Annotated in this window: 26 protein-coding genes; 17 read left to right on the top strand and 9 right to left on the bottom strand. The window is 72.1% G+C overall.

What is annotated here, in order from left to right; genetic code table 11:
- The 13 genes from ACFE86_RS11395 to kdsA all read left to right on the top strand — a co-directional run.
- A partial coding sequence (locus tag ACFE86_RS11395; RefSeq protein ID WP_375455449.1) for a light-harvesting protein occupies positions 1 to 159 on the top strand: 159 nt, incomplete at its 5' end.
- Between the two features lie 10 nt (positions 160 to 169).
- On the top strand, positions 170 to 352 hold the full coding sequence (gene pufA, locus ACFE86_RS11390) for a light-harvesting antenna LH1, alpha subunit (protein ID WP_375455446.1): 183 nt from the start codon (positions 170 to 172) through the stop codon (positions 350 to 352).
- 165 nt (positions 353 to 517) lie between these two features.
- Positions 518 to 1342 carry a photosynthetic reaction center subunit L gene (gene pufL / locus ACFE86_RS11385; RefSeq protein WP_375455445.1) on the top strand — a complete coding sequence of 275 codons (825 nt, stop codon included), beginning with the start codon at positions 518 to 520 and terminating at the stop codon, positions 1340 to 1342.
- 98 nt (positions 1343 to 1440) lie between these two features.
- Entirely contained in the window at positions 1441 to 2421 is a 981-nt protein-coding gene (gene pufM / locus ACFE86_RS11380; RefSeq protein ID WP_375455444.1) for a photosynthetic reaction center subunit M, read from the top strand.
- Complete coding sequence (gene pufC / locus ACFE86_RS11375) at positions 2418 to 3542, top strand: photosynthetic reaction center cytochrome PufC (RefSeq protein ID WP_375455443.1); 1125 nt, start codon at positions 2418 to 2420, stop codon at positions 3540 to 3542. Before pufM ends, pufC begins: the two co-directional genes overlap by 4 nt.
- Positions 3543 to 4231: 689 nt before the next feature.
- Positions 4232 to 5998 carry a type I secretion system permease/ATPase gene (locus ACFE86_RS11370; RefSeq protein WP_375455442.1) on the top strand — a complete coding sequence of 589 codons (1767 nt, stop codon included), beginning with the start codon at positions 4232 to 4234 and terminating at the stop codon, positions 5996 to 5998.
- Positions 5999 to 6045: 47 nt separating this feature from the next.
- Positions 6046 to 7386 (top strand): HlyD family type I secretion periplasmic adaptor subunit, encoded by a 1341-nt coding sequence (locus ACFE86_RS11365; RefSeq protein WP_375455448.1) that lies wholly within the window; start codon positions 6046 to 6048, stop codon positions 7384 to 7386.
- Positions 7387 to 7578: 192 nt separating this feature from the next.
- Positions 7579 to 7704: a type B 50S ribosomal protein L36 gene (gene ykgO, locus ACFE86_RS11360; RefSeq protein WP_003601867.1), complete on the top strand. Its 126-nt coding sequence runs from the start codon at positions 7579 to 7581 to the stop codon at positions 7702 to 7704.
- Positions 7705 to 7818: 114 nt separating this feature from the next.
- Entirely contained in the window at positions 7819 to 8493 is a 675-nt protein-coding gene (locus tag ACFE86_RS11355; protein ID WP_375455441.1) for a hypothetical protein, read from the top strand.
- Positions 8490 to 9509, top strand: coding sequence for an alpha/beta fold hydrolase (locus tag ACFE86_RS11350; RefSeq protein ID WP_375455440.1), 1020 nt, complete (start codon positions 8490 to 8492; stop codon positions 9507 to 9509). The genes ACFE86_RS11355 and ACFE86_RS11350 overlap by 4 nt, the downstream gene beginning before the upstream one ends.
- Before the next feature lie 432 nt (positions 9510 to 9941).
- Positions 9942 to 11237, top strand: coding sequence for an aminotransferase (locus ACFE86_RS11345; protein ID WP_375455439.1), 1296 nt, complete (start codon positions 9942 to 9944; stop codon positions 11235 to 11237).
- A complete protein-coding gene (locus tag ACFE86_RS11340) occupies positions 11234 to 11749 on the top strand; it encodes a hypothetical protein (RefSeq protein WP_375455438.1) in 516 nt (171 codons plus the stop codon). The genes ACFE86_RS11345 and ACFE86_RS11340 overlap by 4 nt, the downstream gene beginning before the upstream one ends.
- A 10-nt stretch (positions 11750 to 11759) precedes the next feature.
- On the top strand, positions 11760 to 12617 hold the full coding sequence (kdsA, locus tag ACFE86_RS11335) for a 3-deoxy-8-phosphooctulonate synthase (RefSeq protein WP_375455437.1): 858 nt from the start codon (positions 11760 to 11762) through the stop codon (positions 12615 to 12617).
- Positions 12618 to 12620: 3 nt separating this feature from the next.
- Here the strand turns inward: kdsA and ACFE86_RS11330 are convergent, their stop codons facing one another.
- A complete protein-coding gene (locus tag ACFE86_RS11330; protein WP_375455436.1) occupies positions 12621 to 13298 on the bottom strand; it encodes a class I SAM-dependent methyltransferase in 678 nt (225 codons plus the stop codon).
- A gap of 356 nt (positions 13299 to 13654) precedes the next feature.
- Between ACFE86_RS11330 and ACFE86_RS11325 the strand changes: the two genes are divergently transcribed.
- Complete coding sequence (locus ACFE86_RS11325) at positions 13655 to 13897, top strand: DUF6894 family protein (protein WP_375455435.1); 243 nt, start codon at positions 13655 to 13657, stop codon at positions 13895 to 13897.
- 67 nt (positions 13898 to 13964) lie between these two features.
- On the opposite strand, the gene ACFE86_RS11320 is transcribed toward ACFE86_RS11325, so the two are convergent.
- From ACFE86_RS11320 to ACFE86_RS11305, 4 genes are all read right to left on the bottom strand, one after another.
- The gene (locus ACFE86_RS11320; RefSeq protein ID WP_375455434.1) at positions 13965 to 16385 is read right to left on the bottom strand and encodes a PAS domain S-box protein; all 2421 of its coding nucleotides are present in this window, start codon (positions 16383 to 16385) and stop codon (positions 13965 to 13967) included.
- Positions 16386 to 16867: 482 nt separating this feature from the next.
- Positions 16868 to 17086: a hypothetical protein gene (locus ACFE86_RS11315; RefSeq protein WP_375455433.1), complete on the bottom strand. Its 219-nt coding sequence runs from the start codon at positions 17084 to 17086 to the stop codon at positions 16868 to 16870.
- A gap of 196 nt (positions 17087 to 17282) precedes the next feature.
- Positions 17283 to 17717 (bottom strand): PRC-barrel domain-containing protein, encoded by a 435-nt coding sequence (locus ACFE86_RS11310; RefSeq protein ID WP_375455432.1) that lies wholly within the window; start codon positions 17715 to 17717, stop codon positions 17283 to 17285.
- Positions 17718 to 17820: 103 nt separating this feature from the next.
- Complete coding sequence (locus ACFE86_RS11305) at positions 17821 to 18306, bottom strand: DUF2721 domain-containing protein (protein ID WP_375455431.1); 486 nt, start codon at positions 18304 to 18306, stop codon at positions 17821 to 17823.
- 426 nt (positions 18307 to 18732) lie between these two features.
- Between ACFE86_RS11305 and ACFE86_RS11300 the strand changes: the two genes are divergently transcribed.
- Entirely contained in the window at positions 18733 to 19113 is a 381-nt protein-coding gene (locus ACFE86_RS11300) for an SWIB/MDM2 domain-containing protein (RefSeq protein ID WP_375455430.1), read from the top strand.
- On the opposite strand, the gene ACFE86_RS11295 is transcribed toward ACFE86_RS11300, so the two are convergent.
- The gene (locus tag ACFE86_RS11295; RefSeq protein ID WP_375455429.1) at positions 19103 to 19393 is read right to left on the bottom strand and encodes a hypothetical protein; all 291 of its coding nucleotides are present in this window, start codon (positions 19391 to 19393) and stop codon (positions 19103 to 19105) included. The genes ACFE86_RS11300 and ACFE86_RS11295 overlap by 11 nt on opposite strands.
- Before the next feature lie 80 nt (positions 19394 to 19473).
- The gene (locus ACFE86_RS11290) at positions 19474 to 20793 is read right to left on the bottom strand and encodes an MFS transporter (RefSeq protein ID WP_375455447.1); all 1320 of its coding nucleotides are present in this window, start codon (positions 20791 to 20793) and stop codon (positions 19474 to 19476) included.
- Between the two features lie 337 nt (positions 20794 to 21130).
- Between ACFE86_RS11290 and ACFE86_RS11285 the strand changes: the two genes are divergently transcribed.
- Both ACFE86_RS11285 and ACFE86_RS11280 read left to right on the top strand, forming a co-directional pair.
- Complete coding sequence (locus ACFE86_RS11285) at positions 21131 to 22141, top strand: alpha/beta fold hydrolase (RefSeq protein ID WP_375455428.1); 1011 nt, start codon at positions 21131 to 21133, stop codon at positions 22139 to 22141.
- Between the two features lie 95 nt (positions 22142 to 22236).
- Positions 22237 to 22425 carry a hypothetical protein gene (locus ACFE86_RS11280; protein ID WP_375455427.1) on the top strand — a complete coding sequence of 63 codons (189 nt, stop codon included), beginning with the start codon at positions 22237 to 22239 and terminating at the stop codon, positions 22423 to 22425.
- A 32-nt stretch (positions 22426 to 22457) separates the two neighbouring features.
- On the opposite strand, the gene metW is transcribed toward ACFE86_RS11280, so the two are convergent.
- Together metW and ACFE86_RS11270 are read right to left on the bottom strand one after the other, a co-directional pair.
- Positions 22458 to 23168, bottom strand: a complete 711-nt coding sequence (gene metW, locus ACFE86_RS11275) for a methionine biosynthesis protein MetW (RefSeq protein ID WP_375455426.1) — start codon at positions 23166 to 23168, stop codon at positions 22458 to 22460.
- 38 nt (positions 23169 to 23206) lie between these two features.
- The coding region (locus ACFE86_RS11270) for an alpha/beta fold hydrolase (RefSeq protein ID WP_375455425.1) at positions 23207 to 23913 on the bottom strand (707 nt) is incomplete at its 5' end.

Here is a 23913-nt window from a genome sequence, read left to right as displayed (position 1 = left end):
GCGATCTTCCTGACGAGCTTCATCATCTTCACGGCGATCGCCGTGGTCGCCCACATCCTGGTCTGGCTGTGGCGCCCGTGGCTGCCCGGGCCGAAGGGCTACGCCCTGCTGGAGGGCGTCGGGACCGCCGCCCACAGCCTCGTTTCGATGATCTCCTGAGGAGGACACCATGCACAAGGTCTGGCTCCTGTTCGATCCCCGCCGCACGCTGGTGGCGCTGTTCACCTTCCTCTTCGTCCTCGCGCTGCTGATCCACTTCATCCTGCTCAGCACCAGCCGGTTCAACTGGCTGGAGGGTGCCAAGGACGCGAAGGCGGCCTCTCTCCAAATCGTCGCGCCGACCCCGGCGTGACCGTCACCGCGGCATCCGGCCGGGCACGCCCGGCCGGGTCCGCGTCGAGAGACCCGCAGCGGACCGGAGATCGGGCGACCCCCTCCCGCCCGCTGCGCAGAATCGAGACGGAACTGGCCGAACGCGGCCTGTCCGTCGCCCGCCCCAGTCCGGAGGCAATTCGCCATGGCGATGCTGAGTTTCGAGAAGAAGTACCGCGTCCGCGGCGGCACGCTGGTCGGCGGAGACCTGTTCGATTTCTGGGTGGGGCCGTTCTACGTCGGGTTCTTCGGCGTCACGGGCCTGTTCTTCACCGTGCTCGGCACGGCGCTGATCGTCTACGGGGCGGCGCTCGGGCCGACCTGGAACATCTGGCAGATCAACATCGCGCCGCCCGACATCAAGTACGGCCTCGCCCTCGCCCCCCTGAAGGAGGGGGGGCTCTGGCAGATCATCACCTTCTGCGCCATCGGCTCGTTCGTGTCCTGGGCGCTGCGCGAGGCCGAGATCTGCCGCAAGCTCGGCATGGGCTACCACGTGCCGTTCGCGTTCGGGATGGCGATCTTCGCCTACGTGACGCTGGTGGTGATCCGGCCGTTCCTGATGGGCGCCTGGGGCTACGGCTTCCCCTACGGCATCCTCAGCCACCTCGATTGGGTGTCCAACACCGGCTACCAGTACCTGCACTTCCACTACAATCCCGCGCATATGCTCGCGGTGACGTTCTTCTTCACGACGACGCTGGCGCTGTCGCTGCACGGCTCGCTGATCCTCTCGGCCACCAACCCGGCCAAGGGCGAGACGGTGAAGACGCCCGAGCACGAGGACACCTTCTTCCGTGATACGATCGGCTACTCGATCGGCACGCTCGGCATCCACCGCCTGGGCCTGTTCCTGGCGCTCTCGGCGGGCTTCTGGAGCGCGGTCTGCATCGTGATCAGCGGGCCGTTCTGGACGCAAGGGTGGCCGCAATGGTGGGGCTGGTGGCTCAACCTGCCGGTCTGGCGCTGAGCGCCGAACAGCACGGTCGCGCCGTCGGCGCGACCGCCTCGGGGACCTAGAACACCCCACGTCGCTTAGAAGAACGCTCTCGGAAAGGGCTCGGGCAGATGGCGTATTACCAGAACATCATAACCCAGGTGCAGGTGCGCCCGATCGAGCCGGAACATGGCGTGCCGGTCGCGGTGGACGCCCGCTGGGGCACGCCGTTCCACAGCTACCTGATGGGGCTGATCGGCAACGCCCAGGTCGGGCCGATCTACATCGGCTATCTCGGGGCGCTGTCCTTCGCCTGCGGGCTGATCGCCTTCGAGATCATCGGCCTCAACATGTGGGCCTCGGTGAACTGGGACCCGGTGCAGTTCGTGCGTCAGCTCCCCTGGCTGGCGCTGGAACCGCCGCTGCCGAAATACGGCCTCAAGATCCTGCCGCCGCTGGCCGAAGGCGGCTGGTGGCTGATCGCCGGCTTCTTCCTCACCGCCGCGATCCTGCTGTGGTGGCTCCGGCTCTACAGGCGGGCACAGGCCCTGGGGATGGGCAAGCACGTGCCGTGGGCGTTTGCCAGCGCCATCTGGCTCTACCTCGTGCTCGGCTTCATCCGCCCGATCATGATGGGCTCGTGGAGCGAGGCGGTGCCGTTCGGCATCTTCCCGCACCTCGACTGGACCGCCGCGTTCTCGCTGCGCTACGGCAACCTGTTCTACAACCCGTTCCACATGCTCTCGATCGTCTTCCTCTACGGCTCGACGCTGCTGTTTGCCATGCACGGCGGCACGATCCTGGCGGTGAGCCGCTACGGCGGCGAGCGCGAGATCGACCAGATCGTCAACCGCGGCACGGCCACCGAGCGGGCTGCGCTGTTCTGGCGCTGGACCATGGGCTTCAATGCGACCATGGAATCTGTACACCGCTGGGCGTGGTGGTTCGCGGTGCTGACGACGCTGACCGGCGGCATCGGCATCCTGCTCACCGGCACCGTCGTCGACAACTGGTACCTCTGGGCGGTCAAGCACGGCGTCGCGCCGTCCTACCCGCAGGTCTACGGCCCGATCGTCGATCCCTCCAGCGTGGCGCCCGGGGTGAACCCATGAAAATCGTTCTCGCCATAGCCGGCGCCGTCGGTGCGCTGTTCCTGACCATCGCCATGTTCGCCACCGCCGGCTGGACACGCCCGCCCATGGTGACCGAGCAGACGGGTTTTCGCGGGACCGCCATGAACCTGATCCGCACCAAGGCCGGCAACGCCGCCCTGGCCGCGGCCAACGTCGCCCCCGAGCCCGCCGACCCGGTGGAGCCCGGCGGCGAGAAGGCCTCGGCGGTCTACGAGAACGTCAAGGTGCTCGGCGACCTCTCGGCCGACAACTTCAACCGCCTGATGGTCTCGATCACCGAGTGGGTGGCGCCCGAGCAGGGCTGCACCTACTGCCACAACACCGAGAACATGGCCGACGACACGCTCTACCAGAAGCGCGTCGCCCGGCGGATGCTGCAGATGGTCCAGCACATCAACTCGACCTGGAAGGAGAAGCACGTCCACGAGGCCGGCGTCACCTGCTACACCTGCCACCGCGGCCAGCCGGTGCCGAAGAACATCTGGTTCGAGACCCCCGGTCCCAACGCCAAGTCCGGCTTCATCGCCCGCAACAACGGGCAGAACATGGCCAGCCCCCAGGTCGGCCTGAGTTCTCTGCCCTACGGCGTCTACGCCGCCTTCTACGCCCACAAGAACACCCCGGAGGACGCGATCCGGGTCAACGCCACCACGGCGCTACCCGAGACCAAGGGCAAGCCGATCCAGGACGCGGAGAAGACCTTCGCGATCATGATCAGCATGTCGCAGTCGCTCGGCGTCAACTGCACCTTCTGCCACAACACCCGCTCGGTGGCGGATTGGAGCACGAGCACGCCCAACCGCGTCGGCGCGTGGCACGGCATCCGGATGGTCCGCGACCTCAACGAGGACTACATGCTGCCGCTGACCTCGACGCTGCCGGACAACCGCCTCGGCGCGCTCGGCGACGTGCCGAAGATCAACTGCGCCACCTGCCACAACGGCGCCAACAAGCCGCTGAACGGCGCCCACGTGGTCGAGGCCTACCCCGAGCTCGCCGGTCCGGTCGCGTCCATCGACATGCCGACCGGCGTGCCGGCACAGCCCGTGGCCGCTCCGGCGGCCGACGACCCCGCGGCACCGCCGGCGCGCCTGCCCTGAGCCGCCCGCCGGGCCTGATCTTCGGCCTGCTCCACGAAAGCGATTGAGGGCCGCCGGACACCCGTCCGGCGGCCCTTCCGCGTGAGGCGCGGGTCAGGGCTTGCACAGGATCGCGAGCGACCGGGCGGCTGCCCGGAGGCTCAGGGCACCGCGGCCGCATCGATGACGTCGACCGGGCCGTAGCCCGGGCGCGACGCGAAGCCGGCGATCCGGTCGCGCTCCGGGAACCTGTTGAGGTTCGGCACCATGACCGAGCGGATGCCGCCTCATCAGGCACGCGACGTAACGCTCGTCATCCTCCACGCAGTAGCCGGGCCATGACGGCCGATAGTCTCTCCTCCGGCTGACGTCAGGACTGATCCGGCGCTCGGGCCTGTCGACGGATGCTTCGGCGCTGACGGTCTTGCAAGCTCGATTCGGTCGAGCGGACGACGCGACGCTCACCCGAATCGACACATCTCGATGGATCGGGCCGGCTCGATCGACAGGCGCGGGCGCGAACCTGTGCGGGGGTACCGAAAACTAGGCGGGAAGCACTGAAACGAGCCGTAAGAATGCAAGCGGCCCCGATCGTGGTCTTGCTGTGGACGCATTCGGACTGGCAAGATCGCCGCGGAGGCGTGTGGACGCCCCGGGAACCGGCGTCGGCCGGTATCGGCCGGGCGAGTCTCCTGCGGGAGTGGGGTGTCATGCGGGGGCGGGATTCGGGCGAGTTGGGCACCGCCCTGTCGTCGTGCCGGACGGCGTTCGTGGGCGTCGCGCTGATGAGCGGCATCGTGAACCTGCTCTACCTCACCGGCTCGTTCTTCATGCTGGAAGTCTACGACCGGGTGATCCCGAGCCGGTCGGTGCCGACCCTGATCGGGCTGATGGCGCTGGCGCTGGTCCTGTACGCCTTCCAGGGCGTGCTGGAGGCGATCCGCTCGCGGGTGCTGGCCCGGGTCGGGGCGGCGCTCGACGAGGCGCTGAGCGCGCGGGTGTTCGAGATCGTCGTGCGCGCGCCGCTCAAGGGCGCGGTTCCCGGCGACGGCCTGCTGCCGCTGCGCGACCTCGACCAGATCCGCGCCTTCCTCGCCGGCACCGGCCCGTCCGCCTTCTTCGACCTGCCGTGGCTGCCGATCTACCTCGTGATCTGCTTCCTATTCCATCCGCTGATCGGCGTGGCGGTGCTCGTCGGGGCGGGCTTCCTCGCGCTCGTCACGCTGCTGACCGACCGCGCCACCCGCACGCCCGCCCAGGCCGCGACCGGGCATGGCTTGCGCCGCAACGGGCTGGCCGAGGCGGGCCGCCGCAACGCCGAGGTGCTGGCAGCCCTCGGCATGCAGGGCCGCTTCCAGGCGCGCTGGGCGGCGTCCAACCGCGACTACATGGGCGCGCAGCAGCGCACGGCCGACGTGGCGGGGGGCCTGGGCGCCGTCTCGAAGGTGTTCCGCATGGCCCTGCAATCGGGGGTGCTGGCGCTCGGCGCGTGGCTGGTGATCAACGGCCAGGCGACGGCGGGCATCATCATCGCGAGCTCGATCCTGGTATCGCGGGCGCTCGCGCCTGCCGAGCTCGCCATCGCCAACTGGAAGGGCTTCGTCCAGGCCCGGCAATCCTGGGCCCGGCTCTCGGAGCTGCTCGCGCGCATCCCCGCCGGGCAGCCGCGCCACGCGCTGCCGGCCCCGTGCCAGACCCTCTCCGTCGAATCCGTCGGCGTCGCGCCCCCCGGCACGCAGCGCCCGGTGGTGCAGGACGTGACCTTCCAGCTCAAGGCCGGCCAGGGCCTCGGATTGATCGGCCCGTCGGCGTCCGGCAAGTCCTCGCTGGTCCGGGCGCTGGTCGGCGTCTGGCCGACGTTCCGCGGCAAGGTCCGCCTCGACGGCGCCGCCCTGGAACAGTGGGACGGCGTCGATCTCGGGCCCCATCTCGGCTTCCTGCCGCAGGAGGCGGAGCTGTTTGCGGGCACCATCGCGGAGAACATCGCCCGCTTCGAGCCGCAGGCGGAGGCCGGCCTCGTCATCGCGGCGGCGCGGGCCGCCGGCGTCCACGAGATGGTCCTGCGCTTGGCCGAAGGCTACGATACCCGGATCGGCGAGGCCGGCGCCGGGCTCTCTGCCGGCCAGCGCCAGCGCATCGGCCTGGCCCGCGCGCTCTACCGCGACCCGTTCCTGGTGATCCTCGACGAGCCCAACGCCAACCTCGACAACGAGGGCGAGAATGCGCTCACCCAGGCGATCCTGGGCGTGCGGGCGCGCGGCGGCATCTGCATCGTCGTCGCCCACAGGCCGAGTGCGCTCGCCGCCCTCGACCTCGTGCTGATGATGGCCGACGGGCGGGTGCAGGCGTTCGGGCCGAAGGACGAGGTGTTCAAGCGCGTGCTGCGCTCCGCGCCGGCCCCGGCGCCGGCCGAGCCCGGCCCGCCGCGGGCGGTGCCGCTGCCCGATCCCGGCCGCGGCCTCCAGGAAAGCGCATGACCACGGAGCCCATGACCACGGAGCCCATGACCACCGAGCGCACGAGCATGCCGGCCGAACCCGTGCGCCTCGCCCCGAGCCTGCCGCCGCGCCCGCGGGCGCACGGCTCGATCCGGCGCCACCTCGCGCTGGCGCTCGGCCTCGGCACGGCGCTGGTCGTCGGCGTCGGCGGCTGGGCCGCCTTCACCGACATCGCCGGTGCGGTGATCGCACCGGGCCAACTCGTGGTCGAATCCGACGTCAAGAAGGTCCAGCACCCGACCGGCGGCGTGGTCGGGCAGTTGCTCGTGCGCGACGGCGACAGGGTGAAGGCCGGCGACGTGCTGATCCGCCTCGACGAGACGCAAGTCCGGGCCAACCTCGACATCGTGCTGAAGGCGCTGGACGAACTGACGGCGCGGCGCGCCCGCGACGAGGCCGAGCGGGACGATGCGGCCAAGGTCGCCTTTCCGCCCGAACTGACAGCGCGCAAAGATGCCGACCCGGCAGTGGGCCATCTCATCGACGGCGAGGCGCGGCTGTTCAGGGCCCGTGTCGCGGGCCGTGCCGGCCAGAAGGCGCAGTTGCGCGAGCGGGTCGAGCAGCTCCGCCAGGAGATCGGCGGCCTGACCCAGCAGGCGGCGGCCAAGGAGCGCGAGGTCGCGCTGATCGCCACCGAGCTGACCGGTGTGCGCGAACTCTACGCCAAGAACCTCGTGCCGCTCTCGCGCGTCACCGCGCTCGAGCGCGAGACCGCACGCCTCCAGGGCGAGCGCGGCCAGCTCATCGCCCAGACCGCCTCGGCCCGGGGCAAGATCACCGAGACCGAGCTGCAGGTCCTGCAGATCGACGGCGACATGCGCACCGAGGTCGGCAAGGATCTCGCCGAGATCCGCGGCAAGTGGTCGGAACTGCGCGAGAAGAAGGTCGCGGCCGAGGACCAGCTCAAGCGCATCGACCTGCGCGCGCCCCAGGACGGCACCGTGCACCAGATGACGGTGCACACCGTCGGCGGCCTGGTCACGCCCTCCGAGCCGGCGATGCTGATCGTCCCGTCGGCCGACCAGCTCGCCGTCGAGGTGAGGGTCCAGCCCCAGGACATCGACAGCGTGCGGCTGCACCAGCACGCGGTGCTGCGGTTTGCCGCCTTCAACACCCGCACCACGCCCGAGATCGACGGCACGGTCAGCCGCGTCTCGGCCGACGTCAGCGCCGACGCCAAGACCGGCATGAGCTACTACACCGTCCGCATCCTCGTCGCGGAGGACCAGCGCGACCGCCTCGGCGACGTCCGCCTCGTCCCCGGCATGCCCGTGGAGGCCTACCTCCAGATCGGCGAACGCTCCGTCATGAGCTACCTCGTCAAACCGCTCACCGACCAGGTCGCCAAAGCTTGGCGCGAGAAGTGAGGCGGCGGCGCCCGGCGGCCGGTGCGCGAAGCGTCCCCCCCCGTGCCAAGCATCTTGCCTCGCGCCGTCGAATCCTGATATGGCCCCGTCCTCCCGCGAAGCGGCCTCCGCCATCGCCGTGCCCGCCAGCGGGCATGTGCGCCCGACACCCTCGATGGACGGCCGGTCCGATCCGCGCCGCGTGCAAGACCGATGAAGATTCGCAACTCCCTCAAGTCGCTGCGCGGCCGCCATCGCGACAACCAGCTCGTCCGCCGCAAGGGCCGGGTCTACGTGATCAACAAGACCCAGAAGCGGTTCAAGGCCCGCCAGGGCTGAGGGATGCCGGCATCGGCTCGGGTGGATGCCCGAGGCGACGTGGCACGACGTGCTGCCCGGAACGCGGCATGCGGGCGCGTTGACGCTTCGGCGCGACGAAGCCAAGCTCTCGTCATGGCGCGCATCGTTCGACACATCCTGCTTGCCGCCCTCGGCGCGACGGTTGCCTCGGCGGCTCCCGGTCAACGGGATCGCGGTCTGCCCGGAGAGCCTAGGACCGCCGAAGGTAAGCCGACCGAGAGCAGGACTGCGGACGGCAAGACGACGGACGGCAAGACCACGAACGGCAAGACCGCCGAGCGGAAGCCGTCTGCGAGCCTGAACGAGCTCTACGACCGCCTGCGCGAGGCCGAGGACGAGGCCGAGGCCAGGGGCGTCGCCACCCTGATCGAGCGCCGCCTCGACCGGTCCGGCAGCGCCACCGCCGACCTGCTCACCGACCGCGCCCGCCAAGCGATGAGCGCGCAGGACTTCGCGCTGGCCGCGGAGCTGATGGACCGCGTCACCGCGATCGAGCCCGGCTGGTCCGAGGGCTGGAACCGGCGCGCCACGGTGTTCTGGCTGCTGACCGACCGGGAATCCGCCATCGCCGACCTGCAGCGCGCCCTGGTGCTGGAGCCGCGCCACTTCGAGGCCTGGGCGGCGCTGGGCCGGATCTACCTGTCGATGGACGACAAGATGCGGGCGATGAGCGCCTATCGCCGGGCGATCGCCCTCTACCCGCGCATGCCCAAGCTCAAGGACGCGATGGAGCGGCTCGCCCCCGAGGTCGACGGCCGCGACCTGTGACGCGCGTGGCCATCACGCTCGCAGCCCTCCTCGGCCTGGTCGCCACTCTCCTCGGCCTCGTGCTCGGCGCCGGCGCCGTGGCGAGCCTGATCATCACCGCGCGCGCGTTGGCGCGGCATCCGCCGGAAGGCCCGTTCGTGGCGGTCACGGGCGGCCGGCTCGCGACGATCCAGGCCGGCCCGGAAACGGGCGCACGGGGCACCGTCGTGCTGCTGCACGGCGCCTCGGCCAACGCCTCCGATCCGATGGAGGGCGTCGGGCGTGCGCTCGCGGCGCAGGGGTTCCGCGTCGTCGCCTTCGACCGGCCGGGCTTCGGCTGGAGCGACCGGCTCAGCGGCGCGGACGCCGCCATGCCCTCGGTGCAGGGCGCGGCCATCGCCGAGGCGCTGGAGCGGCTGGGCGTCGGCCCGGCGATCGTGCTCGGACATTCCTGGGCCGGCGCCCTGGCGCTCAGCCTCGCGCTCGACCATCCCGAGCGGGTCGCCGGCCTGATGCTGGTCGCCCCCGTGGCGCTGCCGTTCCGCGAGGATCGGACGCCGCCCTGGTACTGGCGCCTCGCCCTGAAGCCGCCGGTGGCGTGGCTCCTGAGCCGCACGGTCGCGCCGCCGCTGGGGCTGTATTATCTCGACGCCGCCGCGCGCAACGTGTTCGTGCCGCAACCCGTCGCGCAGGACTACGTCGCCCGCAGCCGCGCCGCCCTGGTGCTGCGGCCCGACACCCTGCTCGCCAGCCTCCAGGACCTGATCGCCCTGCCGGCGGCCCTCGACGCGCAGGCGCCGCGCTACGCGGAACTCCGAGTCCCGACGGCGATCGTGGCAGGCGGCGCCGACAACGCGGTGACCAGCGCGCTCCAGGCCGAGCCGCTCAGCCGCATGATCCCGGGCGCGCGCCTCGTGACCCTGCCGGGCATCGGCCACATGGTGCCGTGGGTTGCGACCGACGCCCTGGCCGCGGAGGTCTCGCGGCTGGCCGAGGGTCTCGCGAAAGCCCGGCTCCCGGTGCCAACGGAACCTTAGAGCCGTGCCCGATCACGTCGGATCGGGCACGGCTCTAAGGTTGTCTCGACATGCCGGCCCGCGACGAACCGGTGCCCACGTCGGCGGAACGCACGCGGGAGCGTTCTCCGGCGCGGTGCCGCCGTCTCCCGCAGGTCGTCGTTGTCTTGTCTTGGATTGATGTCCTGGGTTGACGTCCCGGAGGGATCAGCGATCTCGCCCCGGTCGTGCGCGAGTCCCGTGGCCCTGTCCGCACGTCTTTCCCGGCCGTCGACGGTTTCGGCTTTTCGTATGCGATCGGCCTCGGATCGGCCGATGCGGGCTTTCGTGGCCTCGCCTGCGCAAGCCCGCATCGCTCTCGCTGCCGCCGCATCGTTTTCGACCGCGCGGCGTGGGACACGTCGCGGACCGATGCTCTAGGACACGGACACGTTTCAAACCCGGGCCGCCCCGATGACCGCACTTGCAGACCTCGCCCCCGCCGAGCTCGCCGGCCGCTACGCCGAGGCGCACAACGCCTACGCGGCGTTCCGTGCCCGCGGGCTCAGGCTCGACATGACCCGCGGCAAGCCCGCGCCGGAGCAGCTCGACCTCGCCGCCGGCATGCTCGCGCTCCCCGGCAACGGCGACCACACCACCGCGTCCGGCGAGGATGCGCGCAACTACGGCGGCCTCCAGGGCCTGCCCGAGATACGCGCCCTGTTCGGCCGTCCGCTGCTCGGCGCCCCGCCGGAGCAGGTGGTGGTCGCCGAGAATTCGAGTCTGGCCGTGATGCACGACTGCCTCGTCTGGGCGATGCTGAAGGGCGTGCCGGGCTCGGACGTGCCGTGGTCGCGCACGGCGGCGCCCGCCTTCCTCTGCCCGGTGCCGGGCTACGACCGCCACTTCGCGCTGTGCGAGGAGTTCGGCATCCGGATGCTGCCGGTGCCGATGACGCCGGACGGGCCGGACATGGAGGTGGTCGAGGCGCTGAGCCTCGACCCTTCGGTGAAGGGGCTGTGGTGCGTCCCGAAATATTCGAACCCGTCGGGCGAGGTCTATTCCGGAGCGACCGTCCGGCGGCTCGCGGCGATGAGGACCGGCGCCGCCGATTTCCGCCTGTTCTGGGACAACGCCTACGCCGTCCACCACCTCACGCAGACCCACCACGCCGTCCCCGACATCCTCGCGGCCTGCGCGGATGCGGGACATCCCGACCGGGCCTTCGTCTTCGCCTCGACCTCGAAGATCACGCTCGCCGGCGCGGGGCTCGCCTTCTTCGCCGGCTCGCCCGGGAACGTGGCCTGGTACCTCGCGCGCGCGGGCAAGCGCACCATCGGCCCGGACAAGCTGAACCAGCTCCGGCACCTGCGCTTCCTGCGCGACGCGGCGGGGCTCACCGCCCACATGGCGCGCCAGCGCGACCTGCTCGCCCCGAAATTCTCCGCCGTCACCGCAGCCTTGGACCGGCACCTGTCCGGCACCGCGGTGTCGTGGAGCCGGCCGGAGGGCGGCTACTTCGTCAGCGTCGATGCCGGCGTCGGCACCGCGGAACGGATCGTCGGACTCGCCAGCGACGCCGGCATCGGCCTGACGCCGGCCGGCGCCACCTTCCCCTACGGACGCGACCCGCGCGACGCCACCCTGCGCCTCGCGCCCTCCTATCCGAGCCTGCCCGACGTGCGGGAGGCGGCCGAGGGCATCGCGCTCTGCATCCTGCTCGCCGCGATCGAATCGGAGCGGGCGGCGCGCGAGGCGGCGCGGGCATGAGCGGCGTCCTCCGGGCGGCCGCTCTCCTCGTTCTCGTCGCGGCCGCGCCCGCCCGCGCCGCGCCGCGCGTCGATGCCTGCGACCGGCTGACGGCGAAGATCATCCGCGCCACCGGCGCCGCGCTTGCCGGCCGCGAAGGCCCGCTCGCGGTGTTCCGCGCGACGGACGCCGAGCGCATGAGCCTCGATTGCCGGGCGCCGGCGCGGATGGTGTTCGCGTCCCGCGACCGCGAGCCGGCCCGCGGCTTCTACGGGCTGATCGGGCAGGCGGCCCGCGCGCTCACTGGCGCGGATGCCGGGGCGGTCGAGGGGCTGGCGCTTCGGGTCCACCAGGGTTCGCTGCTCGCCGATGCGCCGCGCCAGGGCGTCGCGGGCAGGGCGGCGCTCCGCTGCGAGACCGGGCCGCGCGCCGACGCGCTCGGCGGCGACCTCACGGTCTGCGTGCTGGTGCCGAACCGGCCGCCCGCCGCGCGCCGGAAGGCCGGCCTTTCGCGGGCGCGCGCGGCGGGCTAGACCCGGCGCCATGGCGAACGCGACCGAGCCCCCCGAGCCCAGAACCGTCCGCGCCGGCACGGTCGCCTTCGGCAACCACCGGCCGCTGGCGCTGATCGCCGGCCCGTGCCAGCTCGAAGGCCGCGACCACGCTCTTGAGATCGCCGCCGCGCTGAAGGCGATGGCCGATTCCCTCGGGATCGGCCTCGTGTTCAAGGCCTCCTTCGACAAGGCCAACCGCACCTCGGGCGGGGCCGCCCGCGGCATCGGGCTGTCCGGCGCGCTGCCGATCTTTGCCGAGATCAAGGCGCGCTACGGTCTTCCGGTGCTGACCGACGTGCACGAGGCCGGGCAATGCGGCCCGGTAGCCGAGGTGGTCGACGTGCTCCAGATCCCGGCCTTCCTCTGCCGCCAGACCGACCTGCTGCTGGCCGCCGCCGCCACCGGCCGGGTGGTCAACGTGAAGAAGGGCCAGTTCCTCGCCCCCTGGGATATGCAGCATGTGGCCGCCAAGGTGGTACAGGCCGGCAACCCGAACGTGATGGTGACCGAGCGCGGCGCCTCGTTCGGCTACAACACCCTGGTCTCCGACATGCGCAGCCTGCCGATCATGGCCGCCGTCACCGGCGGGGCGCCGGTGGTGTTCGACGCGACCCACTCGGTGCAGCAGCCGGGCGGGCGGGGGGGAAGCTCGGGCGGGGAGCGCGCATTCGTCGCCGTGCTGGCACGCGCCGCCGTGGCGGTGGGCGTCGCGGGCGTGTTCATCGAGACCCATCCCGACCCCGACGCCGCCCCCTCCGACGGGCCGAACATGGTGGCGCTGAGGGACATGCCGGGGCTCGTCGCCGAACTCCTGGCCTTCGACCGGCTCGCCAAGGCGCGGACGTAGCCTTCAAACAGGCTCGATCGCCACGAGGACGTGGGCGCGCAGCGGCTGCAGCAGGACGTGGCGGCCGGCCGCGTCCGGCTCGGCGGCCTTCGCGAAGGCGGTCGCGGTCGCAGCGGCGTTGTCCCGGATCGCGGCCTTGCGCGCCGGATCGACCGCGGCGACGCGTTCGAGGAAGGCGGGAAGCCCGGCAAAAGCCTCGCGGCGCACGAAGGTCACCGCCCGCACGCAGCGGAACGCCCCGGCGGCGATCGCGGCCGTGATCGCCGCCTGCGCGGTCGCCCGGATCGCGGTCTCGTCCTCGATCGGCTTGAGCGCGGCGAAGAAGCTGCCCTCGGCGAGCGGCTCGACCACGACGATCGGACCGTGCGCCCGCACCACGCGCGCGGCCTCGTGAAGCGCGGCACCGGGGTCGGGCACGTGGTGCAGGGCGTTGAGGATGAGCGCCCCGTCGAAGCGGCCGGCCGGAAACGGCAGCGCCGCGGCCGAGCCGACCTCGAAGGTCGCGTCGGGTGCCCGCAGGCGGGCCGCCGCGACCGCCGCCGCGCCCGGATCGATGCCGGTGACGCGCGCACCCCGGCCTGTGAGCGCCGCCGCCATCGCGCCGGGGCCGCAGCCGATGTCGAGGAGGTGCCGGCCGGCGACCGGCGCGAAGGCATCGAGGACGAGCGAGAGGGTACCCATGGGCCTTGCGGTATCCGGCGGGGCGTCCGCGCGGCAGCATCGCGGCGACCGCTTCCCGGCGCAACCGCCGCGGGCTTGCGACCGCGTCCGCACCGCGTCGCCGCAACGAGCCGCCGGGGCGCGCGGGCTCCGGGGACGCGGGCCGGGATCGCCCATTCGTGAGCCCGGGCGGCTCGGCGCGCCTGTTCACCTGTCGGCGCGCCTGATAGGTTCCGGCTCGGCCCGGATGTCGGCTCCCGCGGAGGCGCGTTCCGCGCAATCCCCCCGATCCGGGGAGCCGGCGACCGGACGATCGTACCCATGGAAGAGCGCGCGACGTATCTTTGTGGGATAAAATCCCACGGATTTCGGACGCGATGCCCCGCTACACCATCGACCTGCACGACGGCGCCCACTTCGTGCGCGACACCGAAGGTTTCGACCTGCCCGACGCCGACGCCGCCCGCGAGAAGCTGGTGCGGATCATGGCGAAGATCGCGCAGGGGTTCGGCCCGGTGCCGGAGCGCCAGGACTACCTCGCGGTCGTGCGCGACGAGGGCCGCAGGGTGGTCTTCCGCGCCCGCCTGTCCCTCGACATCGAGGTGTTCGATGCCGGCTGATGCCGAGGCGTGGCCCAGGAGGCCCGGCGGGAAGCCGTCGCGGCGGCCGTGACCGGCCCGACTGGACTCAGAGCGCGTCCCGGAAGTTGCGCAGCGGCGCCGCGACCACGCAGCGGACCCCCTCAGGCGGGTAGGTCAGCGCGATCGATCCGTCGACGGTCCCGACGAGGCCCCGTTCGATCAGCCGCGAGCCGAACCCCTTCCGCGAGGGCGGCACGACCGGGGGGCCGCCCGCCTCGCGCCACGTGATGGCGAGGACCGGCTCGGGGTCCTCCGAGACCGACCACGCGATGTCGACGCGGCCTTCCGGCACCGAGAGGGCGCCGTACTTGACCGCGTTCGTCGCCAGTTCGTGTACCATCAGGGCGAGCGACAGCGCGGCCCTGCCGCCGATCTCGACCGGCGAGCCGTGGTATCGCACCCGGCCGGACGCATCGTCCTGAAGGCCGACGCCGCCGCGGATCACCGGCTCGATCGTCGCCCGCTCGGCGACACCTCCGAGGAGCTGGTCGTGCGCCTTGCCCAGGGTGATGAGCCGCTCGGCGAGCACCTCCTTGGCGGCGTCGATGTCGGTGGCGCCGCGCAGGGTCTGCCCGGCAATCGCCTGCACCATCGTGAGCAGGTTCTTCATCCGGTGGCTGAGCTCGTGGTTGCGCAGGTCGCGCTGCTCCTCGGCGCGCTTGCGCGCGTCGATATCGGACACGACGACCACGCCGCCGACCAGGCGGCCGTCCGCGTCGCGCATCGGCGCGCCGGCAAGGCCGATCCAGGCCCGGGTGCCGTCGCCGCGCTGATAGTCGACCTCGAGCTCGGCCCGGGCCTCGCCGTCCCGGGCGACCCGGATCAACGGCCACTCCGCGGGTTCGACCGGACGGCCGTCGGCGTGGAAGCCGCGCCATCGCACGGGGCCCGCTCCGGGCCGCGACGGGAAGACCCCGTGGCGGAAGATCGCCTCGACCCGCGCGTTGCTGCCGACGATCCGGCTGGACGGCGATTCGGCGATGAGCACGCCGACCGGGATGGTGTCGAGGACGACGCGGAGGGTGGCCTCGCTCGCCGCCAGGGCGGCCGCGGACCGGCGCTGCTCGGTACGGTCGCGCAGGATCTTCACGAAGCCGACCGCGGTGCCGGCCTCGTCGCGCAACGCCATCATCTCGCCGCTCGCCCAGAACCGGCTCCCGTCCTTGCGCAGGTGCCACCGCTCGTCGGCCCCGCGGCCGTGCTCCAGCGCCGCGCGCATCTCCCGTTCGGGAGCGGCGCCGCTTCGGTCTTCCGGCAGGAAGAAGATGTCGCCGGCCCGGCCGCGCATCTCGTCCGGCGACCAGCCGAGGATGCGGGTGGCGCCCGCGTTCCAGTCGGTGACGCGGCCGTCGAGGTCCATCACGATGATCGCGTAGTCGATCGCGCTGTCGAACACCGTCCGGTAGCGGCTTTCGCTCGCGCGCGCGCCGCGATGCGCCTCGGCCTCTCCGGCCTCGGCGAGCCCCGCGGCGACGGTGCCGGCGAACAAGCGCGCCGCGGCGAGGTCGTCTTGCGTGAACGCGGCGACGCGGCTCGACTGCAGCTTGAGCACGCCGATGGCCTCGCCCGCCCGGAACACCGGGACGTAGATCGCCGAGCGCATGCACAGGGCGGCGACCACGTCACGCTTCACCCGGTCGTCGAGGAGTACGTCGGGGCTCGACACCGCCTCGCCGGTGCGCAGGCAATGGCCCGACAGGCTGCCGTGCAGCGGCAGGCGCAGGCCCCGGTGCCGGACGAGGTTGCCCCGCACCGTGCGGTAGACGAGTTCGTCGCCCTCGCGGATCTCGATGACGCCGCCCTCGGCCTGCGGCACCGCCGTCATCGCGCCGGCCACGAGGGCATCGAGAATCGCGTCGAGGTCGCCCCGGGCCGAGGAGATCGCGGCCTGCGCCGCGATCAGCGCCTCGTGCCGCAGGACCGCGGCGTGCCGCTCCGCGAGCCCGGCGTCGCGGGACGCGACGGCCCGGCGCAACTCCATCAGGCTCATCACCTGGCCGGCAAGCTTGGTCAGGGCGGAGGCCTGCGCGCCGGTCAGGCCGGCGGGCCGGGGGGCGTGGTCGATCACGCAGAGCGTCCCGAGGCGGCTTCCCTCCGGCGCCTCCAGGGGCGCGCCGGCATAGAAGCGCAGGTGCGGCGCGCCGGTAACCTGCGGGTTGGCGCGGGTGCGCGGGTCCAGCGTCAGGTCCGGGATCACCAGCAGGCCGGGCTGCGCGAGGGCGTGGACGCAGACGGAGCGGTCGAGGGGTGTCTGGCAGGGCTCGAAGCCGGCCCTGGCCTTGAACCACTGGCGGTCGCCGTCCACGAGGCTGACCAGCGCCACGGGGGTGGCGCAGATCAGCGCGGCGAGATCGACGATGTCGTCGAAGCCCTGCTCGGGCGGGGTGTCGAGGATGCCGTAGGCCGCGAGCGCCGCGAGTCGGCGAACCTCGGCGACCTCGGCCGGGAGCGGCGGCGTCCGCGTCATCGCGCGGCCTCCCGGAATTCGGGCCGGGCCGCGAGCGGCCGGTCTTGCCCGAGGGGCGGGTCGCGCAGGGTCGACATGGGGGGCCGGGATCGCGGTCGGCGGGGCGTCGGTAGGCGCCCACCAATGACACGCACCGCGTCGGTTCACAATCCGAACGGCCGAACGGGGCGGCGCCGGCAACCGGCGTCGAGTCCGCGTCTGTCGCTGTCCGATGCGGCCGCTCCTACGGCGTCACCGAGCGCACCGGCGAGGCCCGGCGATAGGCCCGCAGCGTTCAGGCGACCGAGGCATCGCCCGAACGGCGTCGGGCAACCGGTTGCGAGCAGTCGCCGCCTGCACGGCCTGCGCCGCGGCGCAGGCCGCCGGATGGCAGAGGATGGCTGTGCCCGCGCTGGAACAGGCTGAAGCCTGGGCGAAGGCCATCGGGTCCCGTATCGGAGACGCGGGCGAACGCGACCTGCCGGGGCCGCCGGCAGGCCGGATCAGCGGTGGCGGGCGTGAGGACGCCGATGGTGCCGCATCATCCGCATGCCGCCCATCCTGCTGCCGTTGCGGGCGCCGGCGTGCATGCCGCCCATTCTTCCGTTGCCGGTGGCAGCGGCATTGCGGTTCAGGCCATCGCCCGGGGCTGCCATGCCGGCGGTGTTGACGCCCAGCAGGAGACCGAGGGTCAACGCCGCGCCGAGGATAAGCTTGTTCATGCGTCCCTACCTTTTACGGCGATGCGCCGCGAGAGCAGAACATCGACGGGTAGGCCAGGTTCCCGACGCAGCAATTCGCCTGACGGTTCGACGCTTCGCAACGGTCACCGATTTTCGAGACGGCCAAGGCATCGCACAAGACGGCGCACTTGGCGGCCGCCATCATACCGGGTCTCGCGGGTCGGGACGCACGCGGTCAGGCGGTCGGTGCGCGGCGGCGGTAATGGTCGTCGAGCCGCCCGCCATAGGCCGGATCGGCGAACCCGTCCTCGCCGGGCCCGTGGCTCGGCGCGCCGGCGAGCGTGGCCGGGTCGATGTCGACGACGTAGCCGCCGAGTTCGACGCTGTAGGTCAGCGCCTTCCACGGCAGGGGATGGTGGTTCTCGCCGAGGCCGAGGAACCCGCCGAAGGCCAGCACCGCGTAGGCGACCTGGCCCGAGACCTTGTCAACCATGAAGTTGTGCACCGCGCCGAGATGCCGGCCGGCAGGATCGTAGACCGCCGTGCCCTCGACCTTGTTCGACGCGATCAACCGGGTGGTCTCGTCGGTCGCTACGCCCGCGGCCGACGGGTCGAGTTCCATCGTGCCGGCTCTTCGGATGCTGCGTTCGTTCGGCAGGTCGGTCGGCATCGCATATCCCTTCTGTAGAACCCGTCCCCGCGGCGGGACTTGGCCGCCCGCGTCGCCGGGCGTTTCCGAGGCAAAGCCCGGGGCTGCGATGGGTTCCGCGCGCTCAGGCCTCCGGCGGCCCGGCCTCGGCCTCGGCGCGGCGCAGGGCGACCCGGTCGCGCACCGCACGGCTCGCGAGCAGCATCTCGATGCCGAAGGCGACGAGGGCGAACAGGGTGCACAGGATCGCCGCGCCGAACAGGGCGAACAGCACGCTCGCCACGGTGGCGTCGCGCAAAGCCCCGACGAAGAGCGTCAGCACCGCGCCGCAGGTCGAGACGCCGGCGAGCGCGGCCAGCACCACCGCCGCATCGAGCATCACCGCGCGCAGCCGCAAGCGGTCGAGCCGCAGCCCGAGGGTCAGCCGCTCGGCCTCGGTCGCGCCGGCGAGCAGCCCCGAGACCCCGTCGGCCTGATCCGCGACGCGGGCGAGCCGTGCCCCGAACACGTTGAGCAGGGTCGCCACCCCGGACAGCAGGAACACCGGCGTCAACGCCACCTGGATGACGTGCGCGACGCCGTCGAGGGTGTTCGGATCGAGGCTCGGCATGGGGATCGTCTCTATCGACGCGAGGCCGACCGCAGGACCGCTCTCGGAGGCGCCAACGCCCGAGCGGCCGGCCGGTTCGCGGCGACGCGGCCTCAGACCGAGCCGCCGCGCCGTGGGTTGTCGCGCCGTGGATCGTCGCGCGCTGCGGCACGGCGGCGATGCCGACGACCGGGGCGATAGCTGAGACGACGGCGAGCGCGGTGCCGCGCATCCCCGGATCTCGCCTCGGTCTCGGTGAACGAACGGTTTCCCGGCCTCATATCCGGCCCGGCCGCGTCCGCCCCCAGCCACGCCCTGTGGATGAGGGCGGGACCTGTCGCTGTTTTCTCTTGGAACGGCTGCGGCAGGGCTTAGTTGTTGCTGCTATGCCTACCCCTGCTGCGGGGTTGTCACGTTCACGCTCGCAGCGAGAACCGGAGAAACCTCATGGCGACCAAGACCACGGAAAAGGCCGCGCCGAAGGCGGCGAAGGAGACCAAGCCCGCGGCCACCAAGCCCGCTGCCACGAAGGCCGCCGCGACGAAGGCCGCGCCGAAGACGACGAAGGCCGCGGCCGGCGCCAAGCCGAACGCCCTGCAGCAGCCGCTGAAGCCCTCGGCCGACCTCGGCGCCATCGTCGGCACCAGCCCGATCCCGCGCGGCGAGGTCGTCAGCAAGGTCTGGGAATACATCAAGAAGCACAACCTCCAGAACCCCGAGAACAAGCGCGAGATTCTCGCCGACGACAAGCTGAAGAAAGTATTCGGCAAGGACAAGTGCAGCATGTTCGAGATGAACAAACACCTCGCCGCCCACCTCAAGGCCTGAGCCCTCCGCCGGAGCCGCCCGAACGGGGCGGCTTCGCCGCGGCCTGCGAGATCGGCCTTTGAGCGACGTTGCGAAGGACGCCGTCTCCGACCACCGCGAAGACCTCGTCCGCCGCCGCCTCGGCCGGCAGCCCGGCGATCGCCGCATCGACCCGCTCGGCCGTGCGCGGACCGATGCCGGCGCCGAGCCGGGCGAGCACCTTGGCGATGCCGCCGGTGGCGCCGGCGACCAGCGCGCGCCAGCCATTCAGGCTCATGTCCATCATCGATGCGTCCTGCATCGATGCGTCCTGCCCTCGAAGCCCGTCAACGCGTCGGGCCGCGACGGCCGACATCCGCCGGGGCCGAACGGGCCATGCGCCTACCCGGACCGGCCCCGCCGCAGGACGCTGGCGGCGCCGCCGAGGACGGCGAGCGCCACCGCGCACCACAACGCCGCCGCGATAGCGCGCTCCGACCCGGCCCCTTGCGTCAGCCCGAAGATCACCGCGACCATCGCCGCGCCGAGCGACTGCCCGGTGAGCCGCGCGGTCGATTGCATGCCGCTGGCGCCGCCGCTGCGCTCGCGCGGGGCGCTCGTGATAATCACCTTGTTGTTGGGCGTCTGGAACAGGCCGAAGCCGAGGCCGCACAGCGTCAGCCGCCAGACGATGTCGGCGGTCGCGGGCGCTGCCGGCAGCAGCGCCATCGCACCGATCCCGGCGGCCATCAGGCCGAGCCCGATGCCGCCGAGGAGGCCCGGCGGGTAGCGGTCGGCGAGGCGCCCCGCGACCGGGGCCATCGCCGCGATGGCGATCGGCCAGGGCGTCATCAGGAAGCCGGTCTGCGTGCCCGAGCGGTGCAGCACGTCCTGGAAGTAGAACGGCAGGGCGATGGTGGCGCTCATCTGCGCGGCGAAGGAGGCGACCGAGGTCGCCATCGACAGGGCGAAGGCCGGAATCCGGAGCAGGTCGACCGGCAGCAGCGGCGCCGGCAGCCGGAGCTGGTACAGCACGAACACCGCACCGATCACGACGGCGCCTGCGATCTCGGCGATCGCCAGATTGCGTCCGCCCGCGTCGCCGAGCCGGTCGATCCCGACGATCAGCAGGCCGAAGGTCAGCGCGTTGAGCACGGCGCTCAACGCGTCGAACCGCGACCCGCTGCGCGGCGTCGCCGGCAGGGTCTTCGAGGCGACGAGGAGCGCGAGCAGGCCGACCGGCAGGTTCACGAGGAACAGCCACGGCCAGGACGCCACCGACAGGATCGCGGCGGCGACCGTCGGGCCGGCGGCCGACGCCACCGCGACGATGAGCGCGACGTTGCCGACGCCGCGGCCGATCATCCGGTGCGGGTAGATGAAGCGCACCAGCGCGATGTTCACGCTCATCACGCCCGCCGCGCCCAGCCCCTGCGCGACGCGCCCGGCGATGAGGAAGCCGAGGTTCGGCGCGAGCGCGCAGGCGAGCGAGGCGGCCACGAACACCGCGAGCCCCGCGAGGTAGACCCGCCGGTAGCCGAGGATGTCGCCGAGCGAGGCGAGCGGCAGCAACGCCGCCGTCACCGCGATCTGGTAGCCGTTGACCACAAAGATCGCCGCCGACGGCTCCACCGCGAGGTCCTTGGCCATGACGGGGAGCGCGACGTTGACGATCGCCCCGTCGAGCACCGCCATGGTCATCGCCAGCGACACCGCCGCCATCGCCAGCAGGCGCTCGCGCACCGGCAGGCCGTCCGGCGGCTTCACGCGTGGAGCTTCGGCGCCCGCGGCCTCCACGTCGCCAACCGTGACGGCCCGCCCCTCGTCGTCGGGCCTCGGGCCGTCCCGCGCGCGGTCATCCTGCATCCTGGCGCTTCCGCATTCCCGGCGATCCGGCGCTTGGCCGTGGCGACGACCGCGCGGCGTTCTCTCAGGAATCCGCCCGCGGTTCGCTCGCTCATAGCCGGTCGCGGCCGGAATGAGCAGGGCGCCGGGGACATGCCGCGCGGGCATCGCCCTATGTCACGCACGGCCCCTCCTCGACCAGACAAGGCTTCCCATGCGTCCCGCCACCCTCATGCTCGCCCTGCTCCCGCTGATGCCGATGGGCGCCGCGGCCCAGGACGCGACGCAGGAGGCGGTCCCGCTCGGCATCGGCCTGGAGGGGTTCGCGTATCCCCATCCGGTGCGCTTCCTCGCGCTGTCGCGCGACGGCGAGGCCCAGCGCCTCGCCTACATGGACGTGGCGCCGGCGGGCACGCCCAACGGCCGCACCGCGCTGCTGCTGCACGGCCGCAACTTCCCGGCGAGCTACTGGGCGCCGGTGGTCGCGGCGCTGACGGGCGCCGGCTACCGCGTGGTGGCGCCGGACCAGCTCGGCTTCGGCAAGTCCTCCAAGCCCGTCGGCGCGTTCACCTTCGACCGGATGGCCGCCGACACGCTGGCGCTCCTCGACGCCCTGGATCTGCGCCGGGTCGACGTGGTCGCCCATTCCATGGGGGGCATGCTGGCGGTGCGGCTCGCCCGCACCGCGCCGGAGCGGGTCAACCGCCTCGTGCTGGAGGCGCCGCTCGGCCTCGAGGATTACCGCTTCAGCGTGCCGCCTATCGACAACGACACCCTGCTCAGGCGCGAGGGCGAGCTGACGGCATCAGCCTACCGCAAGCAACTGATGACGAGCTACGCGCTCTCCCTGCCGGAATCGGCGATCGCGCCCTTCGTCGCGGTCCGCGAGCGGGTGAAGGGCGCGGCCGAGTATCCGCGCTGGCTGCAATCGTTCGTGAACTCCTACACGATGATCTGGGGCCAGCCGGTGGTGCACGAGATCCCGCTCGTGACGCAGCCGACTCTGTTCGTCATGGGCGGCGCCGACCGCAACGCCCCGGGCAAGCCCTACGCCCCGCTGGAGCTCGCCGCCGGGATGGGCCGCAACGCCGAGAACGCCAAGGCGCTCGCCGCGAAGATGCCGAACGGCCGTGCACTCGTGTTCGAGGGCATCGGCCACCTCGTCCACATGGAGGCGACGGACCGCTTCGACGCGGCGATGCTGGACTTCCTCGAGGCGCACTGAGCCGGGCCGACCTTCGGTGGGGCTGGTCGAGCGACCATCTGAGGCGTAAGACCGTCTCACCTGAGACGGAACCGTCGCACGATTACGCGACGGCGATGCTGGAAAAGCGGGTCAGCGGCAGCCTGCCGCCGAACCAGCCTGACGTCGAGATCAGGCTGTCCCACGAAGTCCTGAACCTAGCGGCCGTGCCGGGGTGGGACCATCCCGATGCGACGGCGTCGAAGGCCTACGGCGCCGCCTGCTGCCGGCCCCGCACGGTCGCGATCCCGAGCGATCTTACCTGAGATTCAGGAGAGCGGGACACCCGCCGGCGCGCTCAATCCCGGCCGGGCGCACCCCTGCGCAGCAAAAACACCCCCTGCGCGCCCACGAGGTTCCAGAACCACCACGGCATCGAGAACCGCATCGGCCGGCCGCGCGCGTCGAGCGCCGCGGCCTTCTCGATGCGGGCGCCGACGACGCGGCACAGGCCGACGAAGTCGCGGATGGTGCAGTGGTGGATGTTCGGGGTCTCGTACCACGCCTCCGGCATGATCTCGGTGACCGGCATCCGCCCGCGGAAGGCGAGTTCGGTGCGCACCCGCCAATGGCCGAAGTTCGGGAACGAGATCACCACCTGCCGGCCGATGCGCAGCAGGTGCTCCAGCACGATGCGCGGGTTGCGCGTCGCCTGGATGGTCTGGGACAGGACCACCACGTCGAAGGCGCCGTCGGGGTAGTTCTCCAGGTCCGTGTCGGCGTCGCCCTGGATCACCGGCAGGCCGCGGGCGAGGCAGGCGTTGACGCCCTCGCGGGACAGTTCGATGCCGCGCCCGTCGACGCCGCGGCGGTCGCGCAGCAGCGCCAGCAGCGAGCCGTCGCCGCAGCCGATGTCGAGGACGCGCGCGCCCGGCGGCACGAGGCCGAGCACCACGAGGTGGTCGATGCGCGCGCCGCCGGATTCGGGCGTGCGCGGCAGGTCCGCGGTCGCCTCCCAGGGCGTGCCGGAGGCGGCGTCGCCGAACGCCAGGTCTTCGCTCCTGCGCAAGGCATCTTCGCGCCCGCGTAAGGTGTCCTCGCGCCCGCTCACAGCCCGCGCGCCCGCGCCGCCGCGTCGACGAAGCCGCGGGCGGCCGAGAACAGGGTCGGCTCGTCGAGGAGGAACGCGTCGTGGCCCTTGTCGCTCTCGACCTCGACGAAGGCGACCGGCGCCGACGCCGCGTTCAGCGCGTGCACGATGGCGCGGGAATCGGCGGTCGGGAACAGCCAGTCGGAGGTGAAGGATATCACGCAGAACCGGGTCTTCGTGCCGCGGAACGCGTTGGCGAGCACCCCGCCGTGGTCGGCCGCGAGGTCGAAATAGTCCATCGCCCGGGTGAGGTAGAGGTAGGCGTTGGCGTCGAACCGCTCGACGAAGCTGAGGCCCTGGTGGCGCAGGTAGCTCTCGATCTGGAAGTCGGCGTTGAACGAGAAGGTCGGCGCCGAGCCGCCCTGGAAGCGGCGGCCGAACTTCCGGTGGAGCGCGGGCTCCGACAGGTAGGTGATGTGCGCGCCCATCCGCGCGACGCCGAGGCCCTTGGACGGCCGGGTGCCGGCCTCGAGGTAGCGCCCGTCGGCCCAGGCGGGGTCGGCCATGATCGCCTGCCGGCCCACCTCGTGGAAGGCGATGTTCTGGGCCGAGTGCCGGGCGCCGGTGGCGATCGGCATCGCCGCGAACACGCGCTCGGGGTAGAGCGAGGCCCATTGCAGCACCTGCATCCCGCCCATCGAGCCGCCGATGCACAGGAACAGGT

Origin of the sequence: uncultured Methylobacterium sp. (assembly GCF_964244095.1) — a bacterium.
Classification (GTDB): Bacteria; Pseudomonadota; Alphaproteobacteria; order Rhizobiales; family Beijerinckiaceae; genus Methylobacterium.
Note: the sequence above shows the minus strand (reverse complement) of the source record. Positions and strands in the feature narration are given on the sequence as shown.

Coding starts and splice junctions, on each gene's coding strand:
- ACFE86_RS11290 (WP_375455447.1), bottom strand. CDS start 20,793: ATGGCGGCGGTGTCGCTGGCGATGACCATGGCGGTGCTCGACGGGGCG.
- ACFE86_RS11325 (WP_375455435.1), top strand. CDS start 13,655: ATGCCCCGCTACACCATCGACCTGCACGACGGCGCCCACTTCGTGCGC.
- pufA (WP_375455446.1), top strand. CDS start 170: ATGCACAAGGTCTGGCTCCTGTTCGATCCCCGCCGCACGCTGGTGGCG.
- ACFE86_RS11310 (WP_375455432.1), bottom strand. CDS start 17,717: ATGCCGACCGACCTGCCGAACGAACGCAGCATCCGAAGAGCCGGCACG.
- pufC (WP_375455443.1), top strand. CDS start 2,418: ATGAAAATCGTTCTCGCCATAGCCGGCGCCGTCGGTGCGCTGTTCCTG.
- ACFE86_RS11330 (WP_375455436.1), bottom strand. CDS start 13,298: ATGGGTACCCTCTCGCTCGTCCTCGATGCCTTCGCGCCGGTCGCCGGC.
- pufM (WP_375455444.1), top strand. CDS start 1,441: ATGGCGTATTACCAGAACATCATAACCCAGGTGCAGGTGCGCCCGATC.
- ACFE86_RS11345 (WP_375455439.1), top strand. CDS start 9,942: ATGACCGCACTTGCAGACCTCGCCCCCGCCGAGCTCGCCGGCCGCTAC.
- ACFE86_RS11320 (WP_375455434.1), bottom strand. CDS start 16,385: ATGACGCGGACGCCGCCGCTCCCGGCCGAGGTCGCCGAGGTTCGCCGA.
- ACFE86_RS11315 (WP_375455433.1), bottom strand. CDS start 17,086: ATGAACAAGCTTATCCTCGGCGCGGCGTTGACCCTCGGTCTCCTGCTG.
- ACFE86_RS11305 (WP_375455431.1), bottom strand. CDS start 18,306: ATGCCGAGCCTCGATCCGAACACCCTCGACGGCGTCGCGCACGTCATC.
- ykgO (WP_003601867.1), top strand. CDS start 7,579: ATGAAGATTCGCAACTCCCTCAAGTCGCTGCGCGGCCGCCATCGCGAC.
- pufL (WP_375455445.1), top strand. CDS start 518: ATGGCGATGCTGAGTTTCGAGAAGAAGTACCGCGTCCGCGGCGGCACG.
- ACFE86_RS11280 (WP_375455427.1), top strand. CDS start 22,237: ATGCTGGAAAAGCGGGTCAGCGGCAGCCTGCCGCCGAACCAGCCTGAC.
- ACFE86_RS11355 (WP_375455441.1), top strand. CDS start 7,819: ATGGCGCGCATCGTTCGACACATCCTGCTTGCCGCCCTCGGCGCGACG.
- ACFE86_RS11365 (WP_375455448.1), top strand. CDS start 6,046: ATGCCGGCCGAACCCGTGCGCCTCGCCCCGAGCCTGCCGCCGCGCCCG.
- ACFE86_RS11340 (WP_375455438.1), top strand. CDS start 11,234: ATGAGCGGCGTCCTCCGGGCGGCCGCTCTCCTCGTTCTCGTCGCGGCC.
- ACFE86_RS11370 (WP_375455442.1), top strand. CDS start 4,232: ATGCGGGGGCGGGATTCGGGCGAGTTGGGCACCGCCCTGTCGTCGTGC.
- ACFE86_RS11295 (WP_375455429.1), bottom strand. CDS start 19,393: ATGCAGGACGCATCGATGATGGACATGAGCCTGAATGGCTGGCGCGCG.
- ACFE86_RS11285 (WP_375455428.1), top strand. CDS start 21,131: ATGCGTCCCGCCACCCTCATGCTCGCCCTGCTCCCGCTGATGCCGATG.
- ACFE86_RS11300 (WP_375455430.1), top strand. CDS start 18,733: ATGGCGACCAAGACCACGGAAAAGGCCGCGCCGAAGGCGGCGAAGGAG.
- kdsA (WP_375455437.1), top strand. CDS start 11,760: ATGGCGAACGCGACCGAGCCCCCCGAGCCCAGAACCGTCCGCGCCGGC.